The organism is Candidatus Accumulibacter sp. ACC003 (genome assembly GCF_907163085.1).
Lineage (GTDB): Bacteria > Pseudomonadota > Gammaproteobacteria > Burkholderiales > Rhodocyclaceae > Accumulibacter.
Genome location: NZ_CAJQTX010000001.1, coordinates 229462 through 248929, shown reverse-complemented (window position 1 = coordinate 248929; position 19468 = coordinate 229462). Strand labels below are relative to the sequence as shown.

Here is a 19468-nt window from a genome sequence, read left to right as displayed (position 1 = left end):
AGATCTGAACTGGACACAGCAGCGGAAATCCGGCACCATGCGGCGCATGGGCACGGCTACGGACATTATCTGCGGAGGATCGGCGGCAAGTCACCGCCAAGTGGCGCCGTTCGCCGAGGTGTTGGTGACGTTGACCAAGGAGCAGGAAATCAAGCTCCGTTGGGAGGCCAACTTCTGGCGCAGCCAACATCGGCAAGCGCTGGTCCGTTTGGCGGAATCGGAGGCCGCTCATCGGGTGGAAATGGCGCGTGCGGCGGAGCAAGCGGCGGCGCGTGAGGCGGCCTTGCGTAGCGAGCTCGAGCAGGCCCAGGGCCGGATCCGCGATCTGCAAAAACGCCTGTTTGGTCGCAAGTCAGAACGCTCTTCGGGAGCCGAGAAGAACCCGGCAGCAGACCAGAAGTCGTCGCGGGGTCGAGGTCATCAACCGGGAGCAACGGGTCACGGGCGGAATCCGGAAAGCCACTTGCCGACGCAGATCGAGGTCATCGACATCGACTGCCCGCATTGCCCGGACTGTGGTCTGAGCTACGTCGACTTTCCCGGCACAGAAGACAGTGAAGTTCTCGAGATCGAGGTCAAAGCCTACCGCCGGAAGATCTGCCGGCGGCGCTACCGGCGGACCTGTCAGTGCCCGGGCGCCCGCGGCATTCTGACCGCGCCACCGCCGGCACGATTGATCCCGCGTGGAAAGTACGGCGTGTCGATTTGGGTGCACTTGCTGCTGTCGAAGTTCTTGTACGGTCAGCCGACGCATCGGCTTCTACGAGACTGGTCCGACCACCAACTGAGGCTTTCGGCAGGAACGGTGGCCGGCGGACTTCGTGCCTTGGCGCCGCTGTTCGAGCCGCTTGAAGAAGCACTGCTTGGCCGACTGCGTCGCGAGAAACAGTGGCACGCGGACGAGACTCGCTGGCGGGTTTTTGCCGAGACCGAAGGGAAGGTCGGACATCGCTGGTATTTCTGGGTGTTCCACGGCCCATCGGTCATCCACTTCGTGCTCGACCCGAGCCGCTCGGCGGCGGTGCCGATCCGGGAGCTCTCCGGTAGCGCCGGAGGCGTCATCATCTGTGATCGCTACGCGGGCTACAAGAAACTCGCGCGAGTCCTTGACCACTTCATTCTGGCTTTCTGCTGGGCACATCAGCGGCGTGATTTCCTGGAACTGGCCAACGCCCATCCGGAGCTCGCGGACTGGGCACTGGCCTGGGTCGAGCAGATCGCTCAGCTCTACCACTTGAATGGACGGCGCCTGGAAGTCCGTAACGACCCGGCACAGTGGGCCGAACGCGACCGCCTCTTGCGGCAGGCGATCGTGCAGATGGCCAGTCAGCGCGAACGCGAACTGGCAAACCCGGCGCTCAAAATGCCGGCGAGCAAGGTGCTGCGAAGCATGCACAAGCATTGGTCCGGCTTGACCGTGTTTGTCGACCGCCCCGAGGTGGCGATGGACAATAATGCCGCCGAACGCGCCCAGCGTACGCCGGTGGTCGCACGCAAGAACTTCTATGGGTCGGGTAGTCACTGGTCCGGCGCTCTCGCCGCGACGATGTTCAGCCTGCTGCTGACGCTGCGCTTGTGGAAAATCAACCCGCGCATCTGGCTGACGGCTTATCTGGAAGCCTGCGCCGCCAACGGCAACCAGCCACCAGCGGACTTGAGCGCCTTTCTGCCCTGGGCGATGGCGACCGATCGTCTGGCCCAGATGCGTGCCATCCCGGTCAATCAGACACCTTCCATCGATAGCTCGTGAAGCCTTATTGCGGGCGCCACTTTACCGCCGACGAACTGCAGACGATCCGCGGCCTGATCGAGGCCCCTCCCGGCGCCAGCCGCGCACAACTCTCGCGTCAGGTGTGCGAGCTCTTCGACTGGCGCAAGCCCAATGGTGAGCTGAAGGATATGACCTGCCGGGTGGCCATGCTGCGCATGCAAGCCGACGGCCTGCTCACCCTGCCGGCTGCACGACGGACCGCTCCTCGCCAACCCGAGTATCGGCCCACGCACGCCACCGATCCACAACCCTTGCTCACTCAGCCGGTGCATGAACTGCCGCCTCTCTCGGTGCGACAGGTCGTCGGTTCGGCGAACTCGCGTCTGTGGAACGAGTACATCGCTCGTTACCACTATCTCGGCCACACGCCCATGGCCGGCAGTCAGAGCCGCTACTTCGTCTTCGCCGGCGAGACACTCGTCGCCTTGCTCAGCTTCGCCGCCAGCGCCTGGAAACTCGCCGCGCGCGAGCAATTCATCGGTTGGCACGATGAGCAGCGACAAAGGAACCTGCAACTGGTGGTGAACAATGCCCGCTTTCTGATCCTGCCCTGGATCCAGTGCAAGGGCCTGGCCTCCAAGATCCTCTCGCTCATGCAGCGGCAACTGCCCAAGGACTGGCTGGCGCGCTACGGTTACCGCCCCGTGCTGCTCGAAACCTTCGTCGAGACCCCCCGCCATCGCGGCACCTGCTACCAGGCCGCCAACTGGATCAAGGTCGGCCAAACCGCCGGCCGAGGCAAGAAGTGCCCCACCAGCAAGCCCATCCTCCCGATCAAGGATATCTGGCTCTATCCCCTTCACAGAGCCTTCCGATCAATCCTCTGCCGCTAACCGGCCTCGCCAACGGCGCTGGCTCACTACGGGTTGGCCGAATACTTACCGCCGTCGCCCTAGCTGGCGACGGCAATATCCTGAAAAATAGCCCTTTTCACGCTTGCAGTGCCGCGCTAGTATTAATTCTCTTTTGGGCTACGTAGCCGTGGCCCCGGACTCGACCCGAAGAAAGGAAGCCCTCGTCTTGAAGCCCACCGATATCGGCGCCCCCGACTACTTCCACAAAGTCGTTGATTGCCAGTGGGCGTGCCCGGCCCACACGCCTGTTCCCGAGTACATCCGCTTGATCGCCGCCGGACGTTACGGCGACGCCTACATGGTCAACTGGGTGTCGAATGTCTTTCCAGGCATCCTCGGACGCACCTGCGACCGCCCCTGCGAGCCCGCGTGTCGCCGTGGCCGCGTCGAGGACGACACCGCCGATGGCCGCGAGCGCAAGGAACCGGTGGCGATCTGCCGCCTGAAGCGTGTCGCCGCCGACTACAAGGAAGACATCCGCGACCGCCTGCCACCGCCCGCGGCGCAGAAAAACGGCCGCCGGGTGGCCTGCATTGGCGCCGGCCCGGCTTCGCTCACCGTCGCCCGCGACCTCGCACCGCTCGGCTACGAGGTGGTGATCTACGATGGCGACGCACGCGCCGGCGGCATGATGCGCACCCAGATCCCGAAATTCCGTCTGCCCGAAGAGATCATCGACGAGGAAACAGGCTACGTCCTCGACCTTGGCGTCGACTTCCGGAGTGGTCAGTACGTCAGTTCGCTGAAACAGCTACTCAGCGAAGGCTACGACGCGATCTTTGTCGGTTCGGGAGCACCGCGCGGCCACGACCTCGACATTCCCGGGCGCCAGGAGGCCGCCAAATCGATCCATCTGGGAATCGACTGGCTGGCCAGCGTCGCTTTCGGCCACACCACGTCGATCGGCAAGCGGGTGATCGTTCTCGGTGGCGGCAACACGGCGATGGACTGCTGCCGATCGTCGCGCCGGCTTGGCGGCGAAGACGTCAAGGTTATCGTCCGTTCGGGCTTCGAGCAGATGAAGGCGAGCCCCTGGGAAAAAGAAGACGCGATGCACGAAGGCATCCCGATCCTCAACAACCTGGTTCCCAAGGCCTTCACCCACATCGGCGGCCGCCTCACCGGCGCGACCTTCGAAAAAGTGCGCGTGGTGTTCGACGAGCAGGGTCGGCGCAGCCTGGTGCCGACGGGCGAAACCGACGCACACTTTGTTTGTGACGAGGTGCTGGTCGCCGTTGGCCAGGACAACTCCTTCCCGTGGATCGAGCGCGATATCGGCATCGAGTTCGACAAGTGGGGGCTGCCGACAGTCGACGCCAAGACCATGCAATCGACGCTGCCCAACGTCTTCTTCGGCGGCGACGCGGCCTTCGGGCCGAAGAACATCATCTGGGCCGTCGCGCACGGCCACGATGCGGCGGTCTCGATCGACCGCATGCTGAACGGTGAGGACATCGCCAGCCGGCCGGCGCCGCACACCTCGCTGATCTCGCAGAAAATGGGCATCCACCAGTGGATCTACGACAACGCCGTCTCCGACGACCGCCGCCTGCGAGTGCCGCTACGCGAGCTCAGCGCGGCGCTGAAGAACATCAAGATCGAAGTCGAACTCGGTTTCGACCCGCAACTGGCTTTCCAGGAGGCGCAGCGCTGCCTGAACTGTGACGTGCAGACGGTCTTCGCGCCGAAGTTGTGCATCGAGTGCGACGCGTGCATGGACATCTGTCCGATGGACAGCATCTCCTTTACCGCCAACGGCGACGAAGACGAGTTGCGGCCGCGCTTGTTGGCGCCAGCACTGAACGTCACGCAGGACCTCTACGTCTCCGCTTCGCTGAAAACCGGGCGGGTGATGGTCAAGGACGAGGACGTCTGCCTACACTGCGGACTGTGCGCCGAGCGCTGTCCGACGGGCGCCTGGGACATGCAGAAGTTTCTCTTCGAAACGACGCACGCCGGACCCGCTTGCCGCAATGCCGGCTCATCGCCACCCTTGCCCGAGCCGCCGCAATCCCCGTCACCCGAGCACAAGCCAAAGGCAAAACAAAAGCCGAAGCCGGCGCCGGCTCCCGACCCGCAAGCCGCCTGAGGAACGAAAATGCAGAAGATCGAAGCGGTCAACGATTTCGTCATCAAGTTTGCCAACATCAATGGCTCGGGATCGGCCTCGGCGAACGAACTTGTCGCACGCGCCATCCTGCGCATGGGCGTACCGGTTTCACCGCGCAACATCTTTCCCTCGAACATCCAGGGGCTACCGACCTGGTTCGAAGTGCGCGTCACCGAGCGCGGCTATCTTGGCCGGCGCGGCGGCGTCGATATGATGGTGGCCATGAACCCGCAGACCTGGGACCAGGACGTCCGCGAAATCGAAACCGGCGGCTACCTGTTCTACGACAATTCCCGACCGCTGCCGCGCTCGCGCTCACGCGATGACATCCACGTCATCGGCATGCCGCTCACCGAGCTCTGCAACAACACCTACAGCGACCCGCGGCAGCGCCAGCTGTTCAAGAACATCCTCTACGTCGGCGCTCTGGCGCACTTGCTCGACATCGACCCGAGCGAAATCGAGACACTCTTCGGGCAGCAGTTCAAAGGTAAGGAGAAGCTACTCGATGCCAACCTCCAGGCACTCAAGGTCGGCCGCGAGTACGCCCGCGAAAACCTCAAGCCGATCGGACTCAAGGTCGAGCGCCGCGACAAGGTCGGCGACCACATCTTCGTCGATGGCAACACCGCCGCCGCGCTCGGCTGCGTCTATGGCGGCGCAACAGTCTGCGCGTGGTATCCGATCACGCCGTCATCGTCGGTCGCCGAGGCCTTCATTCGCTACACTCAGAAACTGCGCGTCGACCCGAAGACCGGCCAGCAGCGTTGCGCCGTGGTGCAGGCCGAAGACGAGCTGGCGTCGATCGGCATGGTCGTCGGCGCTGGCTGGAACGGCGCGCGAGCGTTTACGGCGACCTCGGGACCCGGCATCTCTCTGATGTCCGAGTTCATAGGCCTGGCCTTCTTTGCCGAGATCCCGACGGTACTGATCAACGTCCAGCGCGGCGGGCCGTCAACCGGCATGCCGACGCGCACCCAGCAATCCGACATCCTCGCCTGCGCCTACGCCTCGCACGGTGACACCCGGCACGTACTCCTGTTTCCGGAAGATCCCTACGAGTGTTTCGAGATGTCGGCGCAGGCGCTGGACCTCGCCGAGCGCCTGCAGACGCCGGTATTCGTCATGAGCGACCTCGACATTGGCATGAACCAGCGCCTGTGCCGCCCCTTCGCCTGGGACGACAGCGTCGAATACGACCGCGGCAAGGTGATGACCCGCGAGGCGCTCGACGCGGGCAGCGACTTCGGCCGCTACCTCGACGTTGACGGTGATGGCATTCCCTACCGCACCTACCCGGGAACTCACCCCACCAAGGGCGGCTATTTCACCCGCGGTACGACCAAGAACGCCTACGCGGGCTACTCCGAGGCCGGCGCGGACTACGTCGACAACATGCAGCGACTACTGCGCAAATTCGAGACCGCCAAGTCGCTGGTACCGCTGCCGGTGCTCACCGCCGCCAGGTACCCGGCGCGCTTCGCGGTCATCTTCTACGGATCGACCAGTCCGGCGATGCACGAAGCGCTCGATGCGCTGGCTGAACACGGCATCTATCTGAATGCCCTGCGCGTACGCGCTTTCCCCTTCCAGAACGAGATCGTCGACTTCGTCGCGGCGCACAGCAAGGTCTTCGTTTTCGAGCAGAACCTGGACGGGCAGTTGACCACGCTGCTGATCAACGAGGCCGGCGTAGACCCGCATAGCCTGGTAACGGTCGTCCATTACGACGGCACGCCGATTACCGCCCGCTTCATCACCCAGGCCATCGCCGACCGCGTCGCGCGCCTGAATGTGCATTCGCGCAAAGCCGACAGAGTGGCCTGAGATGACCTACCTCGCCAAACCCAAACTCCACCATCCCAGTCTCGCCAAAAACCGCGTCGGGTATACCCGCCGCGATTACGAGGGCAAGATCTCGACGCTGTGCGCGGGCTGCGGCCACGACTCGATCTCGGCGGCGATTATCCAGGCGTGCTGGGAACTCGATATCGAGCCGCACCGCGTCGCCAAACTCTCGGGGATAGGCTGCTCGTCGAAGACACCCGACTACTTCCTCGGCAACTCGCACGGCTTCAATACCGTGCACGGACGCATGCCCTCGGTCCTCACCGGCGCCAATCTGGCCAACCGCGAGCTGATCTACCTCGGCGTTTCGGGCGATGGCGACTCGGCGTCGATTGGTCTCGGGCAGTTTGCGCACGTGCTGCGCCGTGGCGTCAACATGACCTACATCGTCGAAAACAACGGCGTCTACGGGCTCACCAAGGGGCAGTTCTCGGCGACCGCCGACAAGGGTTCAAAATCGAAACGCGGGCAGGCCAACAACGACACGCCGATCGACCTCGCCAGCCTGGCGCTGGTGATGGGTGCGACCTTTGTGGCGCGCAGCTTCTCCGGCGACAAACAACAACTGGTGCCCTTGATCCACGCCGCGATCGCGCACGCCGGCGCCGCCGTGATCGACGTCGTCTCGCCGTGCATCGCCTTCAACAACCACTCGGGCAGCACCAAGAGCTACGACTACGTGCGCGAACATAACGAAGCCGTTAACCGACTCGATTTCTTCCCGCAGCGCGACGAGATCACCGCCGAGTATGGCGCGGGCGAGATCATCGAGGTGCGCCAGCACGACGACTCGGTGCTACGCCTGCGCAAACTGCACGCCGAGTACGACCCCACCGACCGCGTTCGCGCGATGGCCTACGTTCACGAGCACGCCGCGCGCGGTGAAGTGGTCACCGGACTGCTCTACGTCGACCCCGAAGCCTGCGACCTGCACCGACAACTGAACACCATCGACGAGCCCTTGAACACTCTCGGCGCCGCCGAGCTCTGCCCGGGATCGGCCGTTCTGGAGCAGATCAACGCCTCCTTGCGCTAGGCTGCACCGGCGGCTCGCCGGCCTTGGTTCTGAGGCCCGACGTTCCGCGCACGCGGCATGCGCCAGGCGCCCGCCCACGGTCACCATGCCACGGCCACGGCCGGCCGGTCGGCCGAACCGGTATAATCCTGGCTCTTTTCGCGTCCAGCTGGCTCAACCGTGTCCGATCGTCTCACCGTACTAGCGCAGTACCTGCTGCCCAAACAGGCCCTGACCACCCTTGCCGGATCGCTCGCCGCAGCCGAAGCGGGCAAACTGACGACCGCCGTCATCCGCTGGTTTGTCCGCCGCTACGGCGTCGACCTGAGCGAAGCCGTCGATCCTGACCCGACCAGCTACCCGAGCTTCAACGACTTCTTCACGCGACCGCTGCGCGCCGACGTCCGACCGCTCGCCGACGCCGATTTCCTGTGCCCGGTCGACGGCGCGATCAGCCAGTTCGGCCGCATCGAACACGACCAGATCTTTCAGGCCAAGGGTCACCACTACTCGACCACGGCCTTGCTGGGTGGCGACAGCGAGCTGGCAGCGCGCTTCGCCGATGGCCAATTTGCGACGCTGTATCTCAGCCCGCGCGACTACCACCGGATTCACATGCCGGTCACCGGCCGCCTGACGCGGATGATCCACGTTCCCGGCGACCTGTTCTCGGTCAATCCGGCGACCGCGCGCGGCGTCCCGGGGCTCTTCGCCCGCAACGAGCGCGTCGTCTGCGTCTTTGAGGCGGCGTTTGGCTGCTTCGCCATGGCGCTGGTCGGCGCGACAATTGTCGGCAGCATGGCGACCGTCTGGCACGGCCGGGTCAATCCGCCGCGCAGCGGAAAACTACGCGAATGGTCTTACCACGGCCAGCAGATCGTCCTCGGGAAAGGCGACGAGATGGGCCGCTTCCTGCTCGGCTCGACGGTGGTCATGCTCTTCCCTGCAGACGTTCTGAGCTTCAATCCAGCGTGGGCGCCAGCCGGCTCGATCCGCATGGGCGAAGCGCTGGCCAGTTAGGCTGGGCAACGCTAAGGCCGTAGCACGAAGTCGCAAGGAAAATACTAGCGGCGCGTTGACGATCAAGCCTAGAATCAACGCTCTGTGCGCACTGGAAGTCGAGTCTGATGAAGCCTGTCCCGCTGCTCGCTGCGCGGGCACTCAGCGCTACCGTTGCCGACGCGCTTGCCGATAATTTGCCGGCAGGCAACTGCCAGCTTCCGCAAGCGGCGACCGATCTCGCGCACGGCGAATTTTCACGCCAGAACCTGAGCGGCAAGGACTTGCGCGCGGGGCACGTCTGGCCGGCGCCCGCATGGCGAGCACGGACTTCCGCCGGGCCGACCTCGGCGAAACCGACCTGCGCGGCAGCAACACCAAATGGGCCAATTTCACCGGCGCCAACCTGGCCAGCGCCGACCTCCGCAATGCCGACCTGTTTCACGCAACTTTCGACGACGCCAGTCTCGCCGGCGCCGACGCGCGTAGCGCCAATCTCTTCGGCGCCAACCTGATCAACGCCAAGGCCGCGGGCGCCGATTTCTCCGGCGCCTACCTCAAAGACGTCCTGATGGAAGGAATTGACCTCAGCGGTGGCTCGATTCGCGACTGCCACGCGCTGTTCAATGGCGCCAACCTCGAAGCGGCCGACTTTACCGATGCCGACCTCTGGGACAGCAATTTCGCCAACGTCCGCAATCTCGACGATTCAGTGCGGGCCGCGCTGGCTGAACCCTGCGTGGTCAGACGTCGCTGACTGCCGCTGAGCAAGTGGTCGGTTTTTGAGGGTGAGCTCGCCGCGCTGGCCCGGGCGTGCAGTTATTTTGCACACCTGTGGCGCGCAAACCTGACCATCGGGGCGCTGCTCTGTGTATCCTAGACCCCTTTTGATTTCATCGGCTGTCGGAGCTCACCGCACAGCCACCACCAGCGGCCCCTTGCCAGCGGGAGAAAAGCGTGTTTTTCGGATGCGGAGAGAAAGTTCGTGACCTCGAGCGGCGCGTCAGCGAGCTCGCACAGCAGAACCAGAACCTGCGCGACCAGCTCGAATCGGCCGCGGCGCAGCGCGACGCGGGCGTGCACGCTTCGCAAGCGGTCGCCCAGGACCGTAGCGAATTGCAGCGGCTATTTGCCGCCTTCCAGTCGTATCGCCAGTCGCTGGCCGAGTCACAACAGACCATCGGCGAACTGGCCCATCGCCTGCGCGACGAAAAGAAAGCGACCGTTGACGCGGCCGCCATCGGCGCGAGCAGTCACGACTCGATGCACTCCATCAGCACCGACTTGGACCAGCTGGCGACCGACTCGCGCAGTGCCCTCGAAAAAGTCGTCAGTCTGCAAGACAGTACGACGAAGATCGGCGGCATCGTCCACCTGATCAAGGAAATCGCCGACCAAACCAATCTCCTGGCGCTGAACGCGGCCATCGAAGCGGCGCGTGCCGGCGAAGCCGGTCGCGGTTTTGCCGTCGTCGCCGACGAAGTTCGCGAGCTCGCTGACCGGACGACGCACGCCACCAGCGACATTTCGCGATTGGTCGCCAGCATCCAACACGAGACCAGCCTGGCGCAGACGAGTATCGGCGGACTGGCCGAGCAATCGGACTCGTTCAGCGAACAGGGCAAAGAGGCGTCGGCGGCAATTGGCGGCTTTACCAGCCTGGCCAGGCAGATGGAACGAACCGTTGGCGTTGCCGCGCTGCGCAGCTTCGTCGAGCTGGCGAAGATCGATCATCTGTTGTTCAAGTTCGACGTCTATCAGGTACTCATGGGTACTTCCGAGTGTAAGGCCGACGACTTTCCCAGCCACACGGACTGCCGCCTGGGTAAATGGTATTACGAAGGCGAGGGCAAGGTCTGCTGCGCGACGCTCGCCGGTTACCGGGCGATCGAAACACCTCACCAAGAGCTTCACCGGCAAGGCCGGGCTGCCGTCGACGCCTATCGTGCAGGCCATTTTGCCGCGGCCGTTGATGCCGTCGAGGAGATGGAGACCGCCAGCATGAGCGTCCTCCAGAGCCTCAATAAAATGGCTCGGGACGGTGACGCCAGGCCCGACGCACTTTCTTCCCAGAGACACTGACCCGGCATCGACTGCCGCCTTTTCATGTCTGCACGCAATACCCTCCGCACAGCCCGCCACGTCGTCGTCGAAGGTCCGATGGGCGCCGGCAAGAGCAGCCTGGCCCGGCGCCTGGGCGAGCACATCGACGCGCAGCTGTTGCTCGAGCAACCCGAACTAAACCCCTTTCTAAGTCGCTTTTATCAGGACCAGCAGCGCTTTGCCCTACAAACACAGCTGTTCTTCCTTTTTCAGCGTCTCGACAAGACGCGTGCGCTCGCGCAGCCCGATTTCTGCAGCCGCTCGGTGGTCGCCGACTACCTGCTCGAGAAAGATCCGCTGTTCGCGCTGCTGACGCTCAGCGAAGAAGAGTACGGACTCTACCGCAAGGTCTACGACCATCTCGCAGCAGCGGTCGCGGCACCCGACCTGGTGATCTACCTGCAAGCCAAACCGGAAACACTGATTGCCCGCGTGCGCAAGCGCGGCATCGACTACGAGCGCCGTATTGGCGACGCCTACCTGAGCGCCCTCGCGGAAAGCTATATGCACTTTTTTCACAACTACGACGCGGCACCAGTGATGGTGGTCAACTCCGAAAACCTCAATTTCGTCGATTCCGACGACGACTTCCACCTGCTCGTCAAGCGCATCGAAGCGATGCGCGGACACCGCGAATATTTCAACCGGGGAGAGTAAAAACCCATGTCCACCCACGTTGCGACGCGCCGGCTGACGCACGTCGACCTGGCCAAGATGCGTGCCAAGGGCGACAAGATCGCTATGCTCACCTGCTACGACGCCAGTTTCGCGCAGCTCTGCGAAGCGGCCGGCGTAGACGTATTGCTGATCGGCGACTCGCTTGGCATGGTCCTGCAAGGTCACGACTCGACCTTGCCGGTAACCCTCGCTGACGTCGCCTACCACACCGCCAGCGTCGCCCGTGCCAGCACACGGCCGCTGGTGATTGCCGACATGCCCTTCGGCAGCTTCCAGGAAAGCCCGCAGCGAGCGCTACGCAATGCGGTGTTGCTGCTCGCCAGCGGCGCGCAGATGGTCAAACTCGAAGGCGGCGCGGAGATGGTCGAAACAACGCGCTTCCTGACCAGCCGGGGAATCCCGGTCTGCGCACACGTCGGGCTGACGCCGCAATCGGTTCATCAGCTCGGCGGCTACCGCGTCCAGGGCAAGGATGACTCGGACGCTGCCAGAGTGCTTGCCGACGCCCTCGCCCAGCAGAACGCCGGCGCAACGCTGATCGTCCTTGAAGCCATCCCGGTGGCCCTGGCGGTCGAAGTCACCGAGCGGCTGGCGATCCCGACGATCGGCATTGGCGCCAGCCGCGAGTGCTCTGGGCAGGTGCTGGTGCTGCATGACATGCTCGACATCTCGAGCGGCAAGAAGGCTCGCTTTGTCAGGAACTTCATGAGCGGCCAGGCATCGATCGCCGCGGCCATCGCCGCCTACGTCACCGCCGTAAAGGACGGCAGCTTCCCGGCTGCGGAACACTGCTACTGAAGAGCGGCGCGGACGCGACGACGACGCCATGACGGCGCTCGGGCACTACGCTCGGCCGCTGCCGCGATGATCCGGCAGCGTATGCCCGCCGAACTCACCACTCACCACTCACCACTCACCACTCACCACTCACCACTCACCACTCACCCGCAACCCGGAACTACAGCTTCCCGCCAGGTTCCTTAGAGGTCTCATCAAACCATGCAGATCCCCTCCTCGATCCCCGAACTGCGCCTGGCGCTGAGAAACCGTGGCCGCGTCGTCCTGGTGCCGACCATGGGCAACCTGCACGCCGGCCACATCGCGCTGATGAAAGAAGCGCGCGTGCATGGCGATACGGTCGTCGCCACGATCTTCGTCAATCGCCTGCAGTTCGGACCAAGTGACGACTTCGACCGCTATCCGCGCACCTTCACCGAGGACTGCGAGCGGCTATCCGGCGCTGGCGTCGACCTGCTCCTGGCACCGACCGAGACCGAGCTTTACCCCGAACCGCAGACCTACCAGGTAGACCCACCGGCAATCCAGAATCAGCTCGATGGCGAATTTCGCCCCGGCCACTTTCGTGGTGTCGCCACCGTAGTCCTCAAACTGTTCAACATCGTGCAGCCGCAAGCGGCGCTGTTCGGAAAGAAGGACTATCAGCAGCTGCTGGTACTGCGCAACATGACGCGTCAGTTGGCCTTGCCGATCGACGTCATCGGCGGCGAGACGGTCCGCGCCGACGACGGCCTGGCGCTCTCTTCGCGCAACTCCTACCTGTCGGCGGCCGAGCGCGCCGAGGCACCACGCCTGCAACGCATCCTGCGCCGAATCGCCGCAGCGGTACTCGCCGGCGCAAGCGACTTCACACAACTCGAACGGCAGGCAAGCGAGGAACTCGACCAGCATGGCTGGCAAACAGACTACGTCGCGATTCGTCTGCAGGCCGACCTGCAAGTCCCCAGCCACCCTGCAGCGGGGCCGTTGGTGGTCCTTGCAGCGAGCCGACTGGGCTCTGCACGGCTAATCGACAATGTCGAAATCAATCCCAAAAAGGGGCCGTTGACAGGCGGCAATTAGCCGCTACAATGCCCTTCCCTAACTCAAAACCCCGGTGATTCCATGCAGAGGACAATGCTGAAGTCGAAGCTGCACCGCGTCAGCACCACGCACGCCGAGCTCCACTATGAAGGTTCGTGCGCCATCGACGAGGATCTTCTGGACGCGGCGAATATTCGTGAGTACGAACAGATCGACATCTGGAACGTCAACAACGGCGAGCGCTTTACGACCTACGCGCTGCGCGCCGAGCGTGGATCCGGCGTCATCTCGGTAAATGGCTCGGCCGCGCGCCGCGCCGCGCCGGGCGACATCCTGATCATCGCCAGCTTCGCGGTCTATAACGAGGTCGAACTCGCGAAATATGCACCGCACCTGATCTATGTCGACACCCAGAACCGGATTGTCCGTATCGCCGGGATGATTCCGACGCAGGCTGCGGCCTGAGCGCAAGAACGGGCCAGCCGCCAAAGAAAGCCGCGACGCGAGTCGCGGCTTTCTTTTGCTGAAAGTCGCGGCTCGCAATCCTGGCACCTGCCGGCACCGCTGCCGCGACTGGTGATTAGCCCGCTTCCGGCGCAACCTTCGGTTTGCGCGGCCGCCGACTACGCGTTGCTGCTTTTTTGACCGGCTCCGCCGCCTCACTCGCCACCGCCTCGCCCGCAACCACCGCGACCACGGCCGGCTGCGAGTCGCTGCCGCTGTCGCCACGCTCGGCGACTGTCGCTGGCGCGGCCGGCGCCTCTTCTCCAGGCGGCACCTTGTCTGCTCTTGTGGGCCGCGCCCGTCGTGTCGGTCTGCTTGTGGCCGCCGACTTGCGCGCTTCTGGCAGCGCCGGCGATTCGAGTGCAGGGACCTCGTCGCGCCACGGCTCGGGTTGACCCAACTCAGGCTGCCCCAACGCGCCACCATCAGCGTTGGTTGCGTCAACGCGCTCCTCCTTTACGACGCCCTCCTTTAGGTCGACGCCCTCCTCCTTGCTCGCCTTCGGCTCGCGGCTTCGCTTGCCGCCTTTCTCGCCCGCTTTCCGTCGGCCCTGCCCCTTGCGGCCGCCGCCGACCGAATCGGCCAGCTCCTCAGTCACAGCGCTGTCGATTGGCGCTTCGCCAGCCACAGCCGGCGCGGCAAACGCCGGCGCGCTCGGCTCTGCCAGCCCACCAAGACCGTTGCGACGATAAACGTAGCTACCCGATTTTTCGTCACGGCCGATCTCGAGCAAACCGCGCGACTGCGCCTCTTCGAGCAGGTTGCCGAAAGCACGAAAGCCATAGTAGGACTCGTTGAAGTCGGGCTTGCGCCGCTTGATCGCTTCCTTGAGCATCGACGCCCAGATCTTGCTGCTGTCGCCGCGCTCGCCGATCAGCGCGTCGAAGGTCGCCACCGCCAGCTCGACGGCCTTGCTCCGGCGCGCCTCGAGTTCCTCCTTGCGCTGCGCGTCCTCCTCCGGCGAGCGCCTGACGACCGCTTGCACCTCCTTGGAATCGCGCCGCGCCGAGCGCTGCATCTCGCGCACGAGGTCGTCATAGAAAATGAACTCGTCGCAGTTGGCGATCAGCAAGTCGGAAGTCGACTGCTTGACGCCGACGCCAATCACCGACTTGGCGTTCTCGCGCAACTTGGAAACCAGCGGCGAAAAATCCGAATCGCCGCTGATGATCACAAAGGTGTCGACGTGCGACTTGGTGTAACACAGGTCGAGCGCATCGACGACCAGGCGGATGTCGGCCGAGTTCTTGCCCGACTGACGCAGGTGTGGAATTTCGATCAGCTCGAAATTCGCTTCGTGCATCGCGGCCTTGAAGCCCTTGTATCGCTCCCAGTCACAATAGGCCTTCTTGACGACGATACTGCCCTTGAGGAGCAGCTTCTCCAGTACCGGCTTGATGTCGAACTTGTCGTACTTCGCATCGCGAACGCCAAGGGCGACGTTCTCGAAGTCACAAAACAGCGCCATGCTGGCGGTTTCGGGCGCTACAGCCATGATTCCTTCTCTCCAAAAATTTCCGCGCCACGACTATGCGTGGCGGCTTGATCGGCCTGTGCCTTGTCCGGCGCCGGAGGTCTCGATCGCGAAAGGTAGCCAGCAAATGCTGCCGCTTGCCGGCTGCGCATCGACAAATGGGCCAGAGCCAGAGCATTGGGCAGCATGCCAAACGGGCTCCGAATCTCGCGTCGACCCGGCAGATGGTAAACAATTACCGGCAGGAAGCAAGGAAAAGGTCCGCCCGAACGACGGTCCGTAGAAGCGCAGCAAGCAGACACTTCGGCGCACCTGCGGGCGCGGCAGCCATCGCCCTTCAACTGCTCGGCGACGCGAGCGGCGGCTAGCCACTCGGCACGGTCGGCAAAGCGGAAGATGGCCACCTTCGCCGTGAAGTCGTACCATTACGGTCCGCGCTGATCAGGCCAGGCTGGCGAGCGCGGCCACCTGGCCGATCTGGCGTCGCTCTCTCCGGACAAAACGCGCTACGGCCAAGTAGCGCAAGCGCTTATCCGACGAAAGGAAATCCATGCGTCAGCTGCTACTCATCGCTGCCCTCGCCACGCTCGCTGCCGTCAGCGGCTGTGCGAGCAAACCGCCGTTGCCGGTCGCGCAAGCGACGCTGCCCGGCAAACCGGTCAAGCTGGCCCTCGCTCTCGGCGGCGGTGCAGCGCGCGGTTTCGCGCACGTCGGCGTGATCAAGGCGCTCGAGAGTCAGGGCATCGTTCCGGACATCGTCGTCGGCACCAGCGCCGGCGCGGTGGTCGGCGCGCTCTACGCCGCCGGCAATAACGGCTTCGAGCTGCAGAAGCTGGCGCACCGGCTTGATGAGACCAAAATCAGCGACTGGTCGCTACCCGATCGCGGCGTTCTCAAGGGCGAGTCACTACAGAAGTTCGTCAATGAAGCGGTCGGCCAGCGGCCGCTGGAGGCTCTGAAAAAACCTTTCGGAGCCGTTGCCACCGATCTTCGCAGCGGCGAGAGCGTCGTCTTTCGCACCGGCGACACCGGCATGGCGGTACGCGCTTCAGCGACCGTGCCGGGGATTTTTCAGCCGGTGCGCATCAGCGGCCGCGAATACGTCGATGGCGGCCTGAGCAGCCTGATTCCGGTCCGTGCCGCACGCCAGATGGGCGCCGACGTGGTCATCGCCGTCGACATCGCGGCCGTTCCCGGCAACCAGCCGGTGCGCAGCACCTTCGACATCCTGATGCAGACTTTCACGATCATGGGTCAGAGCCTTGCTCGCTACGAACTCAAGGAAGCCGACGTCGTCATTCGTCCGCAGGTCGGCGCCGTCGGCTCCACCGAGTTCCAGGCGCGCCACGACGCGATTCTCGAAGGCGAAAAGGCCGCGCAGGCGGCGCTGCCGCAGATTCGCGAAGTGCTGCGCAAGGCGGGCCGGCTGTGACCCGTTCCGACGCCTCGAGCCGCCGGCAGCGGCGATCGCTAGCAGCCGCGTAGAAAAGCCATGCGACTGCTTGCCGACTTCTCGACTTCGGCGCTGATCGCTGGCTTCGTCGCTGTTCTGGTCGGCTTCACCAGTTCGGCGGTGATCGTTTTCCAGGCCGCGCAAACGCTGCACGCGACGGCCGCCGAGACCGCCTCGTGGATGGGAGCGCTCGGTATCGGCATGGGTCTGACGAGCATCGTCCTGTCGCTGCGCTACCGCGTGCCGGTGCTCACCGCCTGGTCGACGCCCGGCGCCGCGATGCTGATCACCAGCGCGGCAGGCGTGTCGATGGCCGAGGCGATCGGCGCCTTTCTCGTCTCGGCGGCACTGATCACGATCTCGGGCTTCAGCGGCTACTTCGAGCGGATGATCAGCCGGATACCGATCTCGATCGCCTCGGCGATGCTCGCCGGCGTCCTGCTGCGCTTCGGTCTTGATGCTTTCGTCGCCATGCGCAGTCAGTTCGTTCTGGTCTTTCCGATGTTCTGCGCGTATCTGCTCGGCCGCCGCTTGCTGCCGCGCTACGCGATCGTCGTGACGCTGGCGCTCGGTGTCGGCATCGCCGCCAGCCAGGGATTGCTGCGCATCGATGAAATCCACCTCGAACTGGCCCGACCGGTGTTCACCGTGCCAGCATTCTCGTGGCCGGCCTTGATCGGCGTCGCGCTGCCCTTGTATGTGGTCACCATGGCTTCGCAGAACGTCCCCGGCGTCGCCGTCATCCGTGCCTCCGGCTACCAGCTGCCGATCTCGCCGCTGATCGGCTGGACCGGAGCCGCCAACATCGTGCTGGCCCCTTTCGGCGGCTTCGCGCTCAACCTGGCGGCGATCACCGCGGCGATCTGCATGGGCCGAGAAGCGCATGAAAACCCCGACCGGCGCTACGTCGCCGCCGTCTCCGCCGGTGTCTTCTACCTGCTGATCGGCGTTTTCGGCGCCACCATCGGCTCGCTTTTCCTGGCCTTCCCGCGCGAGCTGGTCGTGGCCATTGCCGGTTTCGCGCTGCTCGGCACCATCGGCAGCGGCCTGGCCGCAGCCTTGAGCCACGAAGCCGAACGCGAAGCCGCGCTGCTGACCTTTCTGGTCACCGCCTCGGGCGTCGCGCTGGCCGGTGTCGGCTCGGCGTTCTGGGGATTGCTGGCCGGGCTGGCGGCGCTGCTCGTCCTGCGCGACCCGCGTCGCCGCTAGCCTTCGAGCGCCTCCCAGCGTTCGAGCAAGCGCAGCAGCTGCTCGTCGATTTCGCTCAGCCGAGCTGCCAGCCGCTGTGCTTCATCGGGTTGCGACTGGTACAGCTGGGCGTCGGCCAGACGCTCGCCGATGGCTTTTTGCTCGGCCTCCAGCGCACTGATCCGCGGTGGCAGTTCCTCGAGCTCGCGCGCCTCTTTCCACGACAGCTTGCCGCCGCCGGCTTTTTGCGCAGACGCGTTGGCGCTGGCCAAGTTCTGTGCGGCGCGCGCGTCGCCGCGTTTGCCACTGCTCGCCGCCAGCGCCTCGTCACGTAAGCGGGCGGCCTGATAATCGGCCCAGTCCTGGTAGCCACCGGCGTACTCGCGCCAGACACCATCGCCTTCCGAAGCGATGGTCTGGGTAACGACGTTGTCGATGAACGCCCGGTCGTGGCTGACCAGGAACAGCGTGCCGCTGTATTCCTGCAACAATTCCTCGAGCAGTTCGAGCGTCTCGATGTCGAGGTCGTTGGTCGGCTCGTCGAGCACCAGCACATTCGCCGGCCGCGCGAACAGCCGCGCCAGCAGCAGCCGATTACGCTCGCCGCCAGATAGCGAGCTGACCAGCGAACGCGCGCGTTGTGGCGCGAAGAGAAAATCACCGAGGTAACTGATCACGTGCTTGCGCTGGTTGCGGATCTCGATGAAGTCGGAGCCCGGCGAGATGACGTCGATCAGCGTTGCCTCTTCGTCGAGCGCGCTGCGGAACTGGTCGAAATACGCCACCTCCACTTTCGTCCCCAGATAGACCTTTCCCTGGTCGGCTGCCAGCTCGCCGAGAATCATGCGCAGCAAGGTCGTCTTGCCGGCACCGTTCGGGCCAATGACGCCGATCTTGTCGCCGCGCTGCAGCCGGCACGAAAAATCGCTCACGATCTTCTTGTCACCGTAGCTCTTGCTGACGTGCTCAAGAGCGGCCACCAGCTTGCCGCTCTTGACGCCGGCATCGAGCGCCATATCGACCTTGCCCTGGCGCTCGCGTCGCGCCGCGCGCTCGCGGCGCAACTGTTCAAGACGCAGGACGCGCCCTTCATTGCGCGTCCGCCGCGCCTTGATGCCCTGCCGAATCCAGACTTCTTCCTGCGCCAGAAATTTGTCGGAGCGGGAATTGTTCACCGCCTCGTCGTGCAACATCATTTCCTTGCGCGACTGGTACTCGCTGAAGCTACCCGGGCAGGAAAGCAGGCGGCCGCGATCGAGTTCGACAATACGCGTCGCCACGCCGCGCGACGAACGGCCGGTTAATTTTGTGTCTTAATGTCGAAGGCCAGCTGACCTGTCCACTTTCCCCCTTTGAGGGGGGTGTCCCCGACCCGTGCTCACCACCCCTGTTTCTGACTTTTTTTCCCCCATCACTTATTTTCTCCGCGTGATCAGTCCGACACTCCCCGTTTCCTCCACACGGTGTTGCGGCTTCTCTATCCTACCCCGATAGAAAGACGACCGGACATCCGGATGCACGGGAAGCGGTCGCACGGGATACTGGCCATCTCCTGTGCTGCCCCACACCACCTCATGGACCACGTGGGGCTTTAAGCTCTTGTGTGGTCCCAAGTGCATAGAAGAGTGAAAAGAACTGTGGACGAGGTGT

The 19468-nt window shown here is 64.1% G+C and carries 14 protein-coding genes and 2 pseudogenes; 14 read left to right on the top strand and 2 right to left on the bottom strand.

What is annotated here, in order from left to right; all coding sequences use genetic code 11:
* The first annotated feature begins 37 nt into the window (after positions 1-37).
* From QZ656_RS01130 to panD, 12 genes and pseudogenes are all read left to right on the top strand, one after another.
* Positions 38-1750, top strand: coding sequence for an IS66 family transposase (locus QZ656_RS01130; RefSeq protein ID WP_291991653.1), 1713 nt, complete (start codon positions 38-40; stop codon positions 1748-1750).
* Entirely contained in the window at positions 1747-2604 is an 858-nt protein-coding gene (locus QZ656_RS01125; RefSeq protein WP_291991652.1) for a DUF4338 domain-containing protein, read from the top strand. Before QZ656_RS01130 ends, QZ656_RS01125 begins: the two co-directional genes overlap by 4 nt.
* A gap of 187 nt (positions 2605-2791) precedes the next feature.
* Positions 2792-4585, top strand: a pseudogene (locus QZ656_RS01120) (FAD-dependent oxidoreductase); the annotation flags it as partial.
* Between the two features lie 138 nt (positions 4586-4723).
* On the top strand, positions 4724-6562 hold the full coding sequence (locus QZ656_RS01115; protein ID WP_291991650.1) for a 2-oxoacid:acceptor oxidoreductase subunit alpha: 1839 nt from the start codon (positions 4724-4726) through the stop codon (positions 6560-6562).
* Between the two features lies 1 nt (position 6563).
* Positions 6564-7619 (top strand): 2-oxoacid:ferredoxin oxidoreductase subunit beta, encoded by a 1056-nt coding sequence (locus QZ656_RS01110; RefSeq protein ID WP_291991649.1) that lies wholly within the window; start codon positions 6564-6566, stop codon positions 7617-7619.
* Positions 7620-7778: 159 nt separating this feature from the next.
* Positions 7779-8618 (top strand): archaetidylserine decarboxylase, encoded by an 840-nt coding sequence (gene asd / locus QZ656_RS01105; RefSeq protein ID WP_291991648.1) that lies wholly within the window; start codon positions 7779-7781, stop codon positions 8616-8618.
* 190 nt (positions 8619-8808) lie between these two features.
* The gene (locus QZ656_RS01100) at positions 8809-9354 is read left to right on the top strand and encodes a pentapeptide repeat-containing protein (RefSeq protein WP_366522091.1); all 546 of its coding nucleotides are present in this window, start codon (positions 8809-8811) and stop codon (positions 9352-9354) included.
* A gap of 200 nt (positions 9355-9554) precedes the next feature.
* On the top strand, positions 9555-10679 hold the full coding sequence (locus QZ656_RS01095; protein WP_291991647.1) for a methyl-accepting chemotaxis protein: 1125 nt from the start codon (positions 9555-9557) through the stop codon (positions 10677-10679).
* A gap of 24 nt (positions 10680-10703) precedes the next feature.
* The gene (locus QZ656_RS01090; RefSeq protein ID WP_291991646.1) at positions 10704-11357 is read left to right on the top strand and encodes a deoxynucleoside kinase; all 654 of its coding nucleotides are present in this window, start codon (positions 10704-10706) and stop codon (positions 11355-11357) included.
* A gap of 6 nt (positions 11358-11363) precedes the next feature.
* A complete protein-coding gene (panB, locus tag QZ656_RS01085) occupies positions 11364-12176 on the top strand; it encodes a 3-methyl-2-oxobutanoate hydroxymethyltransferase (RefSeq protein WP_291991645.1) in 813 nt (270 codons plus the stop codon).
* 201 nt (positions 12177-12377) lie between these two features.
* Entirely contained in the window at positions 12378-13238 is an 861-nt protein-coding gene (panC, locus tag QZ656_RS01080; protein WP_291991644.1) for a pantoate--beta-alanine ligase, read from the top strand.
* A gap of 42 nt (positions 13239-13280) precedes the next feature.
* On the top strand, positions 13281-13664 hold the full coding sequence (gene panD / locus QZ656_RS01075; protein WP_291991643.1) for an aspartate 1-decarboxylase: 384 nt from the start codon (positions 13281-13283) through the stop codon (positions 13662-13664).
* Between the two features lie 115 nt (positions 13665-13779).
* On the opposite strand, the gene QZ656_RS01070 is transcribed toward panD, so the two are convergent.
* Positions 13780-15198, bottom strand: coding sequence for an NYN domain-containing protein (locus QZ656_RS01070; RefSeq protein WP_291991642.1), 1419 nt, complete (start codon positions 15196-15198; stop codon positions 13780-13782).
* A gap of 529 nt (positions 15199-15727) precedes the next feature.
* Here QZ656_RS01070 and QZ656_RS01065 point away from each other — a divergent pair.
* Together QZ656_RS01065 and QZ656_RS01060 are read left to right on the top strand one after the other, a co-directional pair.
* Positions 15728-16609 (top strand): patatin-like phospholipase family protein, encoded by an 882-nt coding sequence (locus QZ656_RS01065; protein ID WP_291991641.1) that lies wholly within the window; start codon positions 15728-15730, stop codon positions 16607-16609.
* Between the two features lie 60 nt (positions 16610-16669).
* Positions 16670-17839 carry a benzoate/H(+) symporter BenE family transporter gene (locus tag QZ656_RS01060; RefSeq protein ID WP_291991640.1) on the top strand — a complete coding sequence of 390 codons (1170 nt, stop codon included), beginning with the start codon at positions 16670-16672 and terminating at the stop codon, positions 17837-17839.
* Here the strand turns inward: QZ656_RS01060 and QZ656_RS01055 are convergent.
* Positions 17836-19098, bottom strand: a pseudogene (locus QZ656_RS01055) (ATP-binding cassette domain-containing protein); the annotation flags it as partial. The gene QZ656_RS01060 and the pseudogene QZ656_RS01055 sit on opposite strands and share 4 nt — an antisense overlap.
* Positions 19099-19468: the final 370 nt, after the last annotated feature.